Source organism: Brevibacterium epidermidis NBRC 14811 (assembly GCF_001570805.1).
GTDB lineage: Bacteria > Actinomycetota > Actinomycetes > Actinomycetales > Brevibacteriaceae > Brevibacterium > Brevibacterium epidermidis.
On the sequence record NZ_BCSJ01000002.1, the window covers coordinates 143,849 to 158,789 of the forward strand.

11 protein-coding genes are annotated in these 14,941 nt (G+C 64.5%); 4 read left to right on the forward strand and 7 right to left on the reverse strand.

Features of this window, described 5'->3' with window-relative positions:
• Positions 1-43: 43 nt before the first annotated feature.
• The 5 genes from BEP01S_RS01395 to BEP01S_RS01415 all read right to left on the reverse strand — a co-directional run bounded on the left by BEP01S_RS01395 (position 44) and on the right by BEP01S_RS01415 (position 6,909).
• Positions 44-1,288: an amidase gene (locus tag BEP01S_RS01395; RefSeq protein ID WP_062239706.1), complete on the reverse strand. Its 1,245-nt coding sequence runs from the start codon at positions 1,286-1,288 to the stop codon at positions 44-46.
• A complete protein-coding gene (locus tag BEP01S_RS01400; RefSeq protein WP_083532433.1) occupies positions 1,281-2,885 on the reverse strand; it encodes an amidase in 1,605 nt (534 codons plus the stop codon). The genes BEP01S_RS01395 and BEP01S_RS01400 overlap by 8 nt, the downstream gene beginning before the upstream one ends.
• Positions 2,882-4,222: a M20 family metallo-hydrolase gene (locus BEP01S_RS01405; RefSeq protein ID WP_083532434.1), complete on the reverse strand. Its 1,341-nt coding sequence runs from the start codon at positions 4,220-4,222 to the stop codon at positions 2,882-2,884. The genes BEP01S_RS01400 and BEP01S_RS01405 overlap by 4 nt, the downstream gene beginning before the upstream one ends.
• A 179-nt stretch (positions 4,223-4,401) precedes the next feature.
• The gene (locus BEP01S_RS01410) at positions 4,402-5,727 is read right to left on the reverse strand and encodes an MFS transporter (protein WP_244882015.1); all 1,326 of its coding nucleotides are present in this window, start codon (positions 5,725-5,727) and stop codon (positions 4,402-4,404) included.
• A 261-nt stretch (positions 5,728-5,988) separates the two neighbouring features.
• Entirely contained in the window at positions 5,989-6,909 is a 921-nt protein-coding gene (locus BEP01S_RS01415) for a LysR substrate-binding domain-containing protein (RefSeq protein WP_062239709.1), read from the reverse strand.
• Positions 6,910-7,278: 369 nt separating this feature from the next.
• Here BEP01S_RS01415 and BEP01S_RS01420 point away from each other — a divergent pair, with 369 nt between their 5' ends.
• From BEP01S_RS01420 to BEP01S_RS01430, 3 genes are all read left to right on the forward strand, one after another.
• Positions 7,279-9,378, forward strand: a complete 2,100-nt coding sequence (locus BEP01S_RS01420; RefSeq protein WP_062239711.1) for an HNH endonuclease signature motif containing protein — start codon at positions 7,279-7,281, stop codon at positions 9,376-9,378.
• A 200-nt stretch (positions 9,379-9,578) separates the two neighbouring features.
• Positions 9,579-10,493: a prolipoprotein diacylglyceryl transferase gene (gene lgt / locus BEP01S_RS01425; RefSeq protein ID WP_062239714.1), complete on the forward strand. Its 915-nt coding sequence runs from the start codon at positions 9,579-9,581 to the stop codon at positions 10,491-10,493.
• A 206-nt stretch (positions 10,494-10,699) separates the two neighbouring features.
• Positions 10,700-11,242, forward strand: coding sequence for an acyl-CoA thioesterase (locus tag BEP01S_RS01430; protein WP_062239717.1), 543 nt, complete (start codon positions 10,700-10,702; stop codon positions 11,240-11,242).
• 36 nt (positions 11,243-11,278) lie between these two features.
• On the opposite strand, the gene BEP01S_RS01435 is transcribed toward BEP01S_RS01430, so the two are convergent.
• Positions 11,279-12,472, reverse strand: a complete 1,194-nt coding sequence (locus BEP01S_RS01435; protein ID WP_062239720.1) for a pyridoxal phosphate-dependent aminotransferase — start codon at positions 12,470-12,472, stop codon at positions 11,279-11,281.
• Positions 12,473-12,716: 244 nt separating this feature from the next.
• Positions 12,717-13,175 (reverse strand): cupin domain-containing protein, encoded by a 459-nt coding sequence (locus BEP01S_RS01440; protein ID WP_062239723.1) that lies wholly within the window; start codon positions 13,173-13,175, stop codon positions 12,717-12,719.
• A 179-nt stretch (positions 13,176-13,354) separates the two neighbouring features.
• Here BEP01S_RS01440 and BEP01S_RS01445 point away from each other — a divergent pair, with 179 nt between their 5' ends.
• On the forward strand, positions 13,355-14,809 hold the full coding sequence (locus tag BEP01S_RS01445) for an NAD(P)/FAD-dependent oxidoreductase (RefSeq protein WP_062239726.1): 1,455 nt from the start codon (positions 13,355-13,357) through the stop codon (positions 14,807-14,809).
• The last annotated feature ends 132 nt before the right edge of the window (positions 14,810-14,941 follow it).

The window sequence follows — 14,941 nt, forward strand, 5'->3', positions numbered from 1 at the left end:
ATCAATCGAACTGATCCTCAAGTCACACCGGACAAGGGCCTAGTCAGACCAGCCGCGAGGCGAAAGCGAGCAGGTCGCGATCGCCGCCGGGACGACCGACCAGCTGCACCGCTTGCGGTCCGTCTCCGGCTCCGCCCCTGGGCAGCGGGAGCGTCAATGCCGGCCAGCCGAGGACATTGAACGGCATCGAATAGCGCATGAACTTCGCCGCCGAGCCGGAGTCGATCTCGTCCCAGCGGATCACTGGACCGTCGATGGCCTGGGTGAGCAGGAAATCGGCGCCCTCGAAGACCGTGAGCGACCGTTTCCGCAGGTCCGCGAGCGCTTCCAGCTGCTTCCGGTATTCGGTCTCGCCGAGGTCTCTGCCCGCCTCGATCTTCTTGGCCACTCCTGGCTGGTAGTCCGCGGCGTGCTCGGCGTACAGGTCTGCGTGGACCTCGTACGCCTCGTAGAGGCGGATGAAGTCGTAGATCGGTGCCAGATCGTCGAGGAGCTTGCCGATGACTCTCCCCTTCGCCGTGGTGACCGTGAGATCCGGTACCGACCTGAGCAGGTCTCTCGCCCGAGCGTCGTCGCCGCCGAAGAGGCTGACATCGATCGTCCGTGCTCCGTTGCCTGTCAGGCCTGGCTCCCCACCTCGGCCAGGCGCCTTGCCGGAATCGTCGCCCGCGATCACGTCGAAAGCCGTGGTCAGCACGCCGAGGTCGGAGGCGAAGAGTCCGACGGTGTCGAAGCTCTGCGAGAGCGGGAAGACTCCGTCGACGGGCACGACGCCGAAGGTCGGTTTGAACCCGAGCACGCCTTGACAGGCCGCCGGCACGCGCACGGACCCGGCCGTGTCGGTGCCCAGGGCCAACGGCACCGCCCCGGCGGCAACGAGTGCGGCCGATCCGGAGCTCGACCCGGCGGTGCACAGTGCCGCATCGACAGGATTGACGACGCGGCCGAAGGCCGACTCGTCGCCGAGGATTCCGTAGGAGTACTCCTGGCAGTTCGTCTTCGCCACAGGGATCGCGCCCGCCGCTTCGAGTCGGTCGACGACCGGCGCCGAGTTAGCAGCCGGGGCATCGCTGCGCACGTTCGATCCCATTGTCGTCGGGTAGCCGACCAAATCGATGACGTCCTTGATAGCGAAGGGAATCCCTTCCAGACGCCGAGGCGGCTCGCCGGAGTCGCGGCGGCCGATCGATTCCGCGGTGAGGGCATCCGCGCGGTCGACGGTCATCGCTGTGACGGCGTTGAACTGCGTTCCGGCACGTTCCACCTCGGCGAGAGTCTGCTCATCCATCCGATGAGCCTATCTGAACTGTCGGCGCCAGTCCGGCCCATGGGCGCAGCGCTTCGATCGCTGCGGCGACGTCGAAGGCAGTTCCGTCGTCGAAGGGGTGAGCAACGACCTGGACGCCGGTGGGGATGCCGCAGTCGGCCGTTCCGGAGGGCACATTGACGATCGGCACCCGGTTGCAGATGTTGAACGGCATCGTCATATGCGCCTGCCAGTAGTGGTCGAGGTGGAAGCCGGCCGTATCGCCGGAGGCAGCGACCGCACCGCCCGAGTCGCCGCCCGCACCGTTCTCTCCGCCTTCGCGTCCGACGCCGTCGGCACCGACCGTGATCCCGTCGAGGTAGCTGGCTCCAGCTTCCAACCCCGCCACCGCCGAGGTGGGCGCCAAGAGCACATCGAAACCGTCCATCGCGGACGCCAGCTCGGCCTGGATCTGTGATTCCATGGCGAGTCCGTCAAAGAAGGATCGGCGGCCGGCGACCACCTCGGAGTCGGCCATGAACCGCAGCGTGTAGTCGGCCAACGTGTCCTCGTGGCCGCGGGTGGCCGCGCGCATCGCGGGCGCCAGCAGGTTCCCGAAGTGCGTGAACGCGGTCTCGAAAATCCGTTCCGCCGTCCACGGCAGTTCGATCTCCTCGACTTGCGCACCCGCCGATTCCAGCGCCGAGGCGACCGCGCGGGTGTTCGCTTCGATGTCCTTCCCGACGGGGAAGTCCCCCAAACGCACGCACAGCGCAACCTTGCGGCCGCGGAGTCGATCAGCCGCCTCGGCGGGGTCGAAGTCATCGAGGAACCCAGGTGAGGCGATCGTCGCGTGATCGCTCGGATCGACGCCGACCATGACTTTGGCGAGCAGGGCGGCATCGGCGACGGTGCGCGTCATCGGCCCGTCTCCGCGATACCAGTCGGCGGCCAGGGGTTGGGCGCCGGGGATCCGACCGTACGGAGCTTTGTAGCCGACGGTGCCGGTGAAGGCGGCGGGCAGCCGCGTCGATCCGGCGATGTCCGAGGCCGTGGCCAGAGGCGCGAATCCGGCGGCGAGCGCGGCACCGGACCCACCCGAGGACCCTCCCGGCGAGAGGTCGAGGTTCCAGGGGTTGCGGGTCACGCCCCACATCGGCGAGTGCGTGATCGTCGCGCAGCTGAACTCCGGGGAGGTGGCTCGGGCGTGGACGAACCCGCCGGCGGCGCGGATGCGGGCGATGATCGCGGCATCGTTGTCGGCGATGGTGTCGCGTTCGTGCAGCAGTCCTTGGGTGAGGCCTCGGCCGGCGAGCGCGTGCTTCTCCTTGGCGATCACGGGAAGTCCGAGCAGCGGGCGGGTGGCGGCCGCATCGGCGAGGTCATCGTCGGTGGCTTTCGCGTAGAACGTCTCGGCTTCCCGCGCCGAGGGGACCGCCTCCTCCACGACTTCCGTGACCGCATTGATGCGCTCATCTTCGGCGGTGATGCGGCCGATGAAGGAGGTCAGGTAGTCGACCGGGGAGAGTTCCTTCGAGCGGAAGGCGGCGAGCGCCTCGGTGGCGGACAGGGTCCAGGGTTCAGAGGCTGTGTTGGTGGTCTTGGCGTCAGCGCCGGAGCGCGGGACAGCGCGGCTCATGCGCGCGCCTCGGCGACGGACGACCCGACCCACACGGCACCGTCACGGACATCGGCGAGCTCACCGCGGACGAGCTCACCGGCCACCGAAGTGAGCACGCGGACTCCGCGGAGCATGTCCTCGTCGGTGGTGAATTCGCGTTCGCAGTGGGAGACGCCGTCGACGCTGGGCACGAACATCATCACGGCGGGCACGCGGTGGTTCATCGCCACGGAATCGTGGCCTGCCATGGTTTCCAGCCGACGGATGCTCAGGCCTTCGTTCGCCGCGGCTTTCTCGGCGAGTTCGACGCCTTCGGTCGGGAAGTAGCGTTTGTCGCGGATGTCGAAATCCTCGACGTTGATGGTGATGTCGTGGGCGCGGGCGATCTCGGCGATCTGCGCCCTCAGGGAGCCACGGGCGGCTTGGACGATCGCCGGGTCGGACGAGCGGAGGTCGGCGACCATATGGACGCGGCGGGGAACGACGATCGGCGAATTCGGTTCGACGACGTGCTGACCGACCGAGGACACGAGGGCTTCCTCCTCGAACTCGTCGACCACCTCGGCGACGGCGAGCACGACTTTGGCCGCTGCGACGAGGGCGTCGTGGCGGTCGGCCATGGCGGTCGCGCCAGTGTGGGACTGTTCGCCGAGGACGTCAATGTCGAGTTTCTGCGTGTACCAGCTGGATTCGACGACGCCGATGTCCGTGGTTTCGCGCTCGAGGATTCGGCCCTGCTCGATGTGGATCTCGGCGTAGGTGATCGCCTCGGGCGGTGTATCGGTGCCGGCATAGCCGATGGCGCCCAGCGCCTCAGCGACGGTCGTGCCCTCGAGATCGGTGACGGCGAGCATCTCGTCGAGGTCGAAGAGTCCGGCGTAGACGGAACTGCCCATGATCGACGGGGCGAAACGGCCGCCTTCCTCGTTGAACCAGTTGACGACGGCGAGGTTGTAGGTCGGTTGCAGGCCGGATTCGGCGAGTTCCTCTTTGACCCGCAGGGCTGCGAAGAGGGCGGCGATGACTCCGTATGCGCCGTCGAAGCGACCACCGAGCGGCTGCGAATCGAGGTGCGAGCCGATGAGGACATACGGGGCATCGGGAACGAACTCGAGGCAGGCGAACATGTTGCCGATCGCATCCACGCGCACGTCGAAGCCCTTGTCCGTCGCCCAGCCGCGCATCCAGTCACGCGTCTGCTTGTCCTCCTGTGTCAGCGCCTGCCGGTCGACGCCGTTGTTGTCGGTCGCGCCGATGGTGGCGACGAAGTGGAAATCGGTGAGGAAGGCCGCATCGGAGGATTGCGCCGTGTCGGACGACGGGGCTGCGGTCGACGGGGGAATCTGATGGTTCATTGCTGTTTGCTGCTTTCCAGTGGAAGTGATGTGGTTTGTGTAGGTCCGGGTTGAGGTTTGTGTGGGCGCTGGCGCGGGCGGAGCTCACACATCGCATTCGTCCAGTTCATCGGTTTGCGTCCCGATGAATTGCACCGAATGTGATGCGGAAATGGACGAAACCTGATGTCAGGGTGCGCTCATCCGAGTCGTCCGCGGGTCTCGGGCAGTCGGGTGACGAAGATGAGCACGAGGCACACGGCCGCGACAGTCGCCATGTAGTAGCCGGGTGCGGTGTTGACGCCGGTGATGTCGACGAGCCACGTGCCCACGAACGGAGCGGTTCCGCCGAGCGCTGCGTAGGAGATGTTGTAGCTGATGGCTGCCGAGGTGAACCGCGTCTTCGTCGAGAAGCGCTCGCAGAAGAATGTGTAGCAGCCGCCGCCGTAGCAGCACAGCGCGAGGACGAAGATCGTCTGCCCGAGAAATGCCAACCCCATGTGCCCGCTGGTCACAAGCCCGAATGCCGGCACCGAGGTGACCGCGAGCAGGATCGCACCCGCGATGAGCATGGGCCGACGTCCGAATCGATCACCGAGGTGGCCGGCGATGGGCAGGAAGATCGTGTAACTGGCCATCGCGATCGCGTTTGTCAGCAGCGACTGTTCGCGGCTGAGGTCGCCGGTGGTCTGGATGTAGGTGACGAAGTACGCCGAGAGCATATAGAAGCCGAGCGCGGTGACGCCGAGGACGAAGAAGACCTGGAGCATTCCGACCCAGTTCTCGCGGAAGCTTTCGCGGATCGGGCTGAATACCTTGGGCCGTTCTGCGGCGGTCTTCTTGAACAGCTCGGATTCGTCGGTCTTCGACCGGATCCACAGTCCGACGGCCGACAACGGCAGCGCCAGGAGGAACGGAACGCGCCAGCCCCATGAGTCGAATGAGGCGTCGCTCATCACCGTCGACAGCAGGAGGATGAGGCCGCCGGCGAACACCGAGGGCAGGGCGGTCGCGGCCAAGGTGATGTTGATCCACAGTCCGCGTTTGGCAATCGGAGCGTGCTCGTAGACGAAGGACGGTCCGCCGACGGATTCGCCTCCGGCGGAGAAGCCCTGACCGAGGCGGGCGAGGATGAGCAGGATCGGTGCGAACCAGCCGATCGTGTCGAACCCGGGGAGGATGCCGATGAGTGCGGTGCAGGCTCCGACGAGGAAGATCGTGATCGTCAGGGTCTGCCGCCTGCCCACCTTGTCGCCGAGAGCTCCGAAGAACAATCCGCCGAGGGGTCGCATGACGAAGGCGACTCCGAAGGTCGCGAAGATGACCAGCAGACCAGTGATCCGGTCGCCGTCGGGGAAGAAATATTCAGACAGGATCACTGCCGATAGACCGTACAGCGTGAAATCGTAGAACTCGACGAACTGGCCGATGCTGCCGCCGAGAAGCACCTTCCGCTGCATCTTCGTCGATCGGCCGTTGCCGTTCGCGGTGGGCGTGTGCTCCTGGCCAGTGATGGGAGTGGACATCAAAGCTCCTTTGCTCTGTCGCCCTGGCGGGCGGAAGCATCACCGTCTGCCCGCGTGATGCCTGCCATTCATTGTCATCAGCGAATCGGAATCGGTCCAACAGATACTTTTGAACATTGTCATCAATTGGATCAATGCAGACGAATGGGGCTTCTCTGCACCTGCAGCTTCTCGCCTGGCGTAATGTTCCAACTTTCCGCGCTCACGCGCCGGTTCCGCACCGGCACGACAGCTCAGCACCTACGAGACATCTCAGCGCCATCACTCGTTCGAAGCAGCGCCCAGAACCTCTTTGCTGACTTCGCAAAATGCCTTCCCGCGTCGGCTCAAGCGCACGCCGCTGGGCCAGATCACGGCGAGGTCGATGCTCGGGAAGTCATCGAGCAGGGGAACATCGACGGTCTGCAACCCGATATAGGTACCCGATGACACGCTTTGGCTCAGCAGCGAATACCCGTGTCCCATCGCCACGAACGACCGCAGCGTCTCGTAGCCGGAGAACGAATGCCTTGTCTTCGGCACAACCCCTGCGATGCGGAACAGTTCGTCGTAGTACTGCCTGGAGAAGGGCAGATCGAGCTGGATGTAGTCTTCGCCGGCAAACTCACTCAGGCGCACCGGCTCCGGCGTCCCGTTCCTGGCCAAGCGATGGTTGCGAGAAACCAGAACATGAGGTTCGACGACGTCGAGAAGGAAGGTGTCGAATCGACCCGTCGGCCCGAGCATGTACGTCAGCGCCAGATCGCAGTCACCAGCCGCGACGGCTCTCTGGAGTTCTTCCAGGTCGGCCTCGAGGTACGTCACCTGAACGTCTGGGTAGCGTTTCGCGAATTCGTCGTGGATCAGCGGCAGCCGGGTCGGTGCGATCGGCGAGAACACGCCGACAGTCAGGCTCCCGCTCAGAGACCGAGAGAGTCCCTGCGCGGTTTCGCCGAGCGCTTCGGACGCCTCGAGGAAGCCGGTCACTTCGGCAAGGAATCGCTTTCCCGCCGGCGAGAGCACGACGGATCGGTTCTTCTGCCTGATGAAGAGGTCGAGCCCGATGGTCCGCTCGAGCTGAGCCATCGCCGTCGAGATCGCCGACTGGGTGACATTGAGCTGCTTCGCCGCCTCGGTCATATTCTCTCGCCGGGCAACCTCCTGGAAGTACCGCAGCTGCACCAGAGTGAAATCGATGGCCATAGCTCCCCATCATCCCACCGACGATGGCGATGCGTGCAGCCCCACCCTCACCGAGGCGCCCCCGCCCTGGCAAGAAACCCCAACCGTTCCGAGGCGGCCAGGCCTCACCCAGAGCACCCAACTCGACCGGGGCAGCCCCAGCCCGGAGAATCCGCCCGACTCTCCAATCGACATCGATCTCGCGTCAGTGCCGACGAGTAGATTCGACTTCAAATCAACCCTGACGGCAACTTTCTGCACACAAAATAACGAAGCCATCAAACACGATATTATCAATCGAATCTTTTTCGAAATTTCTATTGTTTTCTGTATCTTGACTGTCTATAATTTGAATAAGAGACCTTCAACGACGAACGGAACTCGACAGCGATGACCTTCACCCCCGACCGCAAGCGACGCAAGTCAGGAAAGCGCGACCGACGCGCTGCCGCTGACTCGCGCGGCGGGGCAAGCCGCCGACCACCGACCAATTCGAGTCCGGCCGGTTCCACCGACCTGCCCACTCCGGTTGCTCGCGACTCCGCTGACAACGCGCCCGCAATCCCCGCAGGCGAGCTTTCGCGCCCTTCATCTCTAGCTGAGCAGCTCAAGGCAGCCGGACTCGACCTCAGTGGCCACCACTTCGCCGACGTGTTCAACGCCCTGGACCCCGTATCGACCGACGACGAACTGGACGAAGACGCACCGACCACCGACATCGAAGAACCATACGAAGCCGTCGAAACACCGAACTCCAAAGCGGCCGACGTCGCTCAAACAAGCGAAGCAGTCGAAACGGAGAGCTCCGCAGAGCCCGAGTCTGGAGATGACTCTCAGCGACCGACCTCGCTGCACCCTGTTCTCACCGGCTCCACCTGGAACGATCTTGCCAAGAGCGCTCCCGAGATCACCGACTCGATCGCCTCACTGACCGGACTGGTCGGTGCACTTCGGGCATTCGACCGCCCCATGGGGCCCAACGAGGCCCTGCAGGTCATCGACGGGGCGGAGGCGCTGCGCCGGCTCAGTGAATCTCTGTCCACTTTGGCCCTGGCCGTCTACGAACGCGTCGGCACTCCCAAAGACAGCGGCGCCAAGTCGACCAAGGCACTCATCCAGGGGCGCCTCAACCTCTCGGGACGAGAAGCGAACCGCCGGGCAAGGCTCGCAGAGAATCTCGGCGGACGAGTCGCACTCGACGGACAACCCCTTGAGCCCGAACATCCGCTCGTCGCCGAGCAGCTCCACCTCGGCACTCTGCCCGCGGAGCACCTCACCGTCATCGAAGACTGCCTCAAGGCACTGCCCACGTGGGTGGACCACGAGACGAAGTCCCGTGTGGAGGCCGACCTCGTGAAGTACGCGAAATCGGTGACTGTGAGCGAGCTCCGCGACATCTTCCGTCGGATGCTCGCTCTCATCGACCCCGACGGTGCCGAGCCGCTCGACCCCAGCGATCGTTCCGCCTACTTCATCACTGCCCGGCCCAAGCGCAATGGAGACTGGAGGCTGGAAGGCGTCCTCGATCCCGTGGCGGGATCCGAACTGCACGGACTGTTGACCTCCAGGATTCAATCCGCGAAAGGCACCACATCGACAACCGCAGAACCCACCGACTCCGAGGCGGACAAAGGCGAGCGCGAAGACGCTCCCCCACTCGTCCCGAACGCCGAGCCAGACCAGACTCCCGGTAGTGGCAGCCTCGGCCAGACCTTCGATGAGCACCGGTTCGAACCTCTCGATGCCGTCCTTACCGGAGATCGTTTCGATGCACCTCCATGGGCTGTCATCGAGGCCACCGGAGACAACGAAGCCGAATCCGCGGATCCCGGTGCCAACCGTCCCGTTCCTGCCGGTCACGGGGTCCGCGCCAATGGTTCGGCCGTCGATCTCATGAGCGAGCAGCCCAATGCGAAGGCCTGGATCTACGAACGTTTCGCCACTCTCATTTCGCGCATCAGCATGAAGGAAGCCGCCAAAGGTTCGCCTTACGCCCTGGTCGTCACAGCAAAAGCGTCCGACATTGCCAACGGCATCGGCGAAGCCACCACAGGCTCCGGCGACCGCTTCCCGATGGGCGACGTCGCTCGGCGCGGCCTCGATGGCACCGTCTTCTTCCACCTGATGGACGAAAAGGCTCGCACGGTGGAAGTCTGCACGGAACAGCGCTTCGCAAACAAGAAGCAGACCGCAATCGTCACCGCCAGGGATCGCGGATGCGTGTTCCCCGGTTGCGATGCACCGGCGGGGTGGTGCGACGTGAACCATGTTGTGCCGCACGCCCTGGGCGGCAAGACCGACATCAACAACATGTGCCTGCTGTGTTCCTTCCACCACCACCTTATGGACCGCTCCGACTGGGAAGTCTTCATGCTCGGCGACGGACGGCCGGCATGGCGACCGCCCGAAAGCACCGACCCTGCTCGCATTCCAATCCTGCACTCACGATTCATCACAGACGACATCATCGAGGGCCTCTTCGGCACGTAGCGGGGCACGGTTGTTCAAAGGCACCGCTGCGCCTCCACTCCAGTACGAGCCCGGTAGGTGTGCGAAGATCGCGACCAACACCTGACGTGCTCACCTGCCTGCCGAACCCACTCCACCGGCCCTCGGCCCGCAACGCACTTTCGGGAATGCAGCACTTCAGCGAATGCACGATTCCCAGCCACCGCAAATAGACTGGCCCCATGCACCTCGGCCTTCTGACTTCCAGCGCTGTTCCGCACGACTTCTCAGCTGCAATCCCCAGTCCTTCCATCTCTAGCTTCCAACTCGGACCGCTGACGATCCACTTCTATGCGCTGTGCATCCTGGTGGGCATCATCATCGCCATTGTGCTGACGAACCGCCGCCTGACCAAGCGCGGTGTCGAGGACTGGCAGGTGCTCGACATCGCGACTCTGGCCGTACCGATGGCCATCGTCTTCGCCCGCATCTACCACGTCATCACGCACTACACCGACTACTTCGGTCCCGGTCGCAACCCGTGGAACCCCTTCGAACCAGGCTCGGTGTGGGCCATCTGGGAGGGCGGAATCGCGATCTTCGGATCGCTCATCGGCGGCACGCTGGGTGCATGGATCATGTGCCGCCGCCTCGGCCTCAAGCTGACCACTCTGCTCGACGCCCTAGCCCCTGGTCTCATCCTTGCCCAAGCCTGCGGACGCTTCGGCAACTGGTTCAACCAAGAGCTCTTCGGACTGCCGACCACCCTGCCCTGGGGCCTCGAGATCGACCCCAGCAATCCCGCCATCCCACCAGGCACCCCGGCTGACACGCTCTTCCACCCGACGTTCCTCTACGAGGTCGTCTGGAACAGCCTCGGCGCACTCGTCCTGCTCTATCTCGGCCGCCACGTCTTCTTCCAGTGGGGACGCCTCTTCGCCGTCTACCTGATGTGGTACGGCGCCGGCCGCATCGTCTGGGAATCGATCCGCCTCGACCCGAGCTTCGTCATCCTCGGCCTGCGTACGAACGTCTGGGGTGCAATCGGCGCCGTCGCGCTCGGTGCGCTGATCATGATCGTGCAGTGGAAACGCCATCCCGAACCCGAGGAATCGCCCTTCCTCCCCGGACAAGAACCCGAACCTGCGAAAGACTGACGGCACCCCTCGCCGAGGCGGCTCCCCGGGTCCGTCGTCTCGCGCGGTTCCCTTCCTTGACCGGACGATCCACTCTTTCTCCGGAAACGACCGGTCACCGATCACAGGCGACCAGGGCTGAGGTTCACTCAAGCTGAAATGCTGTCCCAGCCGAGGCAGGAGGGGCGGCACCCGCCGACTATCTACTGCAAAGTAACGTAGTCGTCATGCACTTCTTCCGTATGCTCCTGCACCTCTTCAGGTCCAAGCAGCGCTCTGCCCGCGACATTTGGGACACGTATTTCCTCCCCATGCGCGTCCACCTTGGCGAGATCGACATCTTCATGCATCTCAACAACGGCAAGTACCTGTCGATCATGGACCTCGGCCGACTCGACATGATGATGCGCAGCGGAGCCTGGCAGGCAATGCGCGAGCGCGGGTGGTCCGGAGTCGTCAGCGGCGAGACCATCAGCTTCCGCAAATCACTCAAACTCTGGCAGCGCTACACGCTGGAAACCAAGGTCTGCGGAATCGATGAGCGCACCGTGTTCTTCGAGCATCGCATGACCGTCGGCGGGGAGATCTTCGCCCGTGCCTACGTCGGCACCCGCGTGATCTCAGACAGCGGCCCGCTCACCAGGGACGATCTCATCGAAGCGTTCGGCATGCCGGAGAACGTCCCCGAACTGCCCGACTGGATCCACGAGTGGCGCCGCCACAACGCACTGCCGAGCACCCGACGCCCGGCCTGGAGCAGCTGGAACTAGCCGAGCCATAGTCGGGAACAGCCTGCCCCGGCCGGTTCAGACCTCGAGCCACTCCTTGAGTCGGCCGAGCCCGGTCGTGATCGCAGCTTCGTCGATGCCCGAATATGCCAACCGGATATAGGACCGATCCTCACCGGGCTGTGGTGAGCCGAAATGCTCGCGAGTGCAGAATGACACTCCCGTGGCATGCAGCGCCTCTGTGGAGAAGTCGGCCAGAGTCGCGATTCCCTTCGCCTCCATCGCCTCGGTGACATCGGGGAAGACGTAGAACGTCGACCCCGGGGTCGCCGCGGACATGCCGGGGATCTCATTGATGAGCCGACAGGTGGCATCACGTCGTTTGCGCAGCACCTCCAACATCTGCCCGACCGGCCCCTGCGGCCCACGCAGGGCTGCGATCCCCGCCCACTGCACGTACTGGTTTGTGCAGGATTCGTCGTTGGTATTCATCAGCGAGATCGCCTCGGCGACCTCCTTCGGCGCTACCGCGCACCCGAGACGCGAACCGGTCATCGCGTACTTCTTCGAGAACGTGTAGAGGATGACGGTGCGCTCGCGCATGCCCGGCAGCGCGGCGATCGACTGAGACTTCCCCTTGTAGCGCATCTCGAAATACGCCTCATCGGAGAGCACCCACAGGTCGAATTCCTGCGCGATCGCAGCGATGGCCTCCCGCTCCCCCGGGGTGGATTCCGCAGAGATCGGGTTCTGCAGGTCGTTGTAGATGATCGCCGTGGTGTTCTCATCGATCGACGCCCGCAGGTGATCGAGGTCGATCGCGAAACCGTCGGAGGTCGGAACATAGCGATAGGGCAGAGCTGTACCGCCGAAGTATTCGATCTGGGATTCGTAGATCGGGAATCCCGGGTTCGGGTAGAGCACACCTTCGCCGGGGTTCATCACCGCTTGGAGGAATTTCGTGATCACGGGTTTGCCACCGGTGGTCACAACCACCTCGGCGGGGTCGATCGTCATTCCGCGCCGCGCGCCGATGTCATCGGCGAGCGCCTCTCGCAGCTCGGGGATCCCCGGCCCGGGGCAGTAGCCGGTCTTGCCGTCGACGATAGCCTTCTCGAGGGCTTCGACGATGTGGCCGGCCAAGGGAAAATTGAGATCGCCGAGGTGGAACGGGAAGACCTCGTTGCCCTTCGCCTTCCAATCGGCGGCGGCCTGGGCCACGCGGAAAGCGGTCTCGGTGCCGAGGTTGTCCAAGCGGCGAGCAGTCTTCATCGTCGACTCCTTCTTCGGGGTCCATCTCTTCGGGGCAGTGCTGAGGTGTTGGTGCTGCTCACCGTGGGACGAAACCGTCCCAGGGCACGGTGCGCACCGGTTCACTCACGATAGAGCACCTGACCAGGGGTTGTCAGCGATGTCCGTGCCGAAGGCCATATTGTCAGTCACCGACAAGCGTGCGATTGCGAAGAATCGTGGACGTCCTGCGAAACGCACGCGAACTGACGACCTGCGGCAACCCTCACCCCTCGCTGGGCGCGACGTACAGCTTCCGCAGCGGCGCCCCATCGATGTACCAGCGCGTCTTCATCCCATCAACGAGGCGGACCAGCGACCCTGGCACCAGTTCGATGGGGTCACGGCGGGGCTCGTCGAATTCGATGCGCCCGTTCCCTGAGATGACGAGGAAGACCTCGTCGCCTTCGATATCGCGCATCGCTCCCGCGCTCATCTCCCACAGCCCGAAGTCGGCTCCCCCGATCGTGCCGAGTTCGGCGACGCCCGTCGTCACGGGCCCGACCGGCTGCTCCGCCGCGACGGCGTCTTCGGATACCTCTGCCGAGGCGGTCAATCCATCCGACTCGACCGAACTGTTCGAGTCGGCGCCGCTGTCCGAGGCGGTCGAGACCTTCTGCCAGTCCTCGATCGGTTCGTGGCTGAGAGGGAAATCGTGGGTGCTGATCGGCTCCATTGCGCTCATGCGAACAGTGTAGCCAGACGGCTCTTCCAAGTCCCGCAATAACGAAGAAATCAGTAGGCTGACGAGCTCGTTTCAGCACTCAATACAAAGTGGCGCAACTATTTACTTCACCTTGCGAGTGAGATAGAACTGTTTCCGTAGGCGACCACCTGGTCCGCCTCGAGTTCAGGAGATGATCCGTGTCCTACTTCAATGGTGAAGCCTCGCACTGGCTGGCAGCCTCCCCCGCCGATGACATCGCCCCAGCTCCTCTGCCGCGCGAGAAACAGGATCTCGTCATCGTCGGCGGCGGACTGACCGGGCTGTGGTCGGCCTACTACGCCAGGCAGGCTCACCCCGATTGGGCGATCACCATCATCGAAGCCCGACATATCGGCTACGGCGCATCCGGTCGCAACGGCGGATGGCTGTCGACCCTGCTGCCGGGCAACCGCACCAAGTTCGCCGAGGCGGTCGACCGCGCTCGGAAAAGCGACCCCACCGGGCCGGTCGGCTCAGCGGGTCTCGACGGTGTGGCCAGCGTCAGCGCCTTTCAAGCCGCCCTCTTCGACTCCATCGACGAGGTCCTCGACGTCTGCACCGTCGAAGGCATCGATGCCCATCAGGTGCGCGGCGGTCATATCGACATCGCCCAGTCGGAGGTCGGCCTGTCCCGGCTGCGCGAACTTCAGGCCGGCAACGAGCAGTTCGGCTACGGGCCCGAGGATATGCATTTCCTCGACGCCGAGGCCACGCGTGCCCACATCAACGTCGACAAGGCGCTCGGCAGCCTCTACTTCCCCGGCACCGCCGCCATCGATCCGGCGCTGCTCACCCGCGGACTCGGCCACGTCCTCAGGAAACAGGGTGTGACCATCTGCGAAGCCACCTCGGCGAGGCATATCCGCAAGAATTCGGTCGCCACGGACCGCGGGCCCGTGTACGCGAACACGATCTTCGTGTGCCTCGAAGGATATTCGGACACGGTCGGCGGCGACCTGCCGGGGCTGCAGGGACGCCAGGTCATCCCGGTGTTCTCGTCGATGATCGCAACCGAGCCACTGCCCGCCGAGGCATGGGCGTCGATCGGCTGGGAGGGGCGCGAATGCCTCGGCGACACCGCCCACACGTTCGTCTATGCCCAGCGCACCGCCGATGATCGGATCGCGCTCGGCGGTCGCGGGGCACCGTATGCCTACCGGTCGGGTCTGCCCGGTGACGGCGAGGTCCCCGCCGAGGTGGTCGACCTCCTGGCCGGGCGCCTGTCCTCACTCTTCCCCGACCTCGAGTTCGATGTTGCGCATGCCTGGCGGGGTGCGCTCGGGGTGACCCGGGACTGGTGCGCCGGGGTCTTCTTCGACCCAACACAGCGCATCGGGGTGGCCCGCGGCTATGCCGGACACGGGGTGACGGCCACTCATCTGGCGGCGAAGACCCTGCTCGACCGGGCTGCCGGCGATGCGACTCCGCTGACCGCATTGCCGTGGAACGACCATTTCTCGGGACAGTGGGAGCCCGAACCGATCCGGTGGTTGGGCATCCGGTCGATGTACAAGATCTTCGGTTTCGCCGACGCGTGGGAGTCAGCGACCGGGGCGAAGAAGACTAGCCTGCTCGCCCGATTCGGATCCCGACTGGCCGGCCTGCACGAGTAGGCGGGGCGGGGGCTGGCATGCACCACCAGCTTGGTGAACCTGCACCAGCTCGGCGCAGGCACCAAGCCAGCGCAGATTCACCAAGCTGAAGCCCAGCTGCCGGGGACCGGCCCGGTCTCGCGCTTCGGCCCG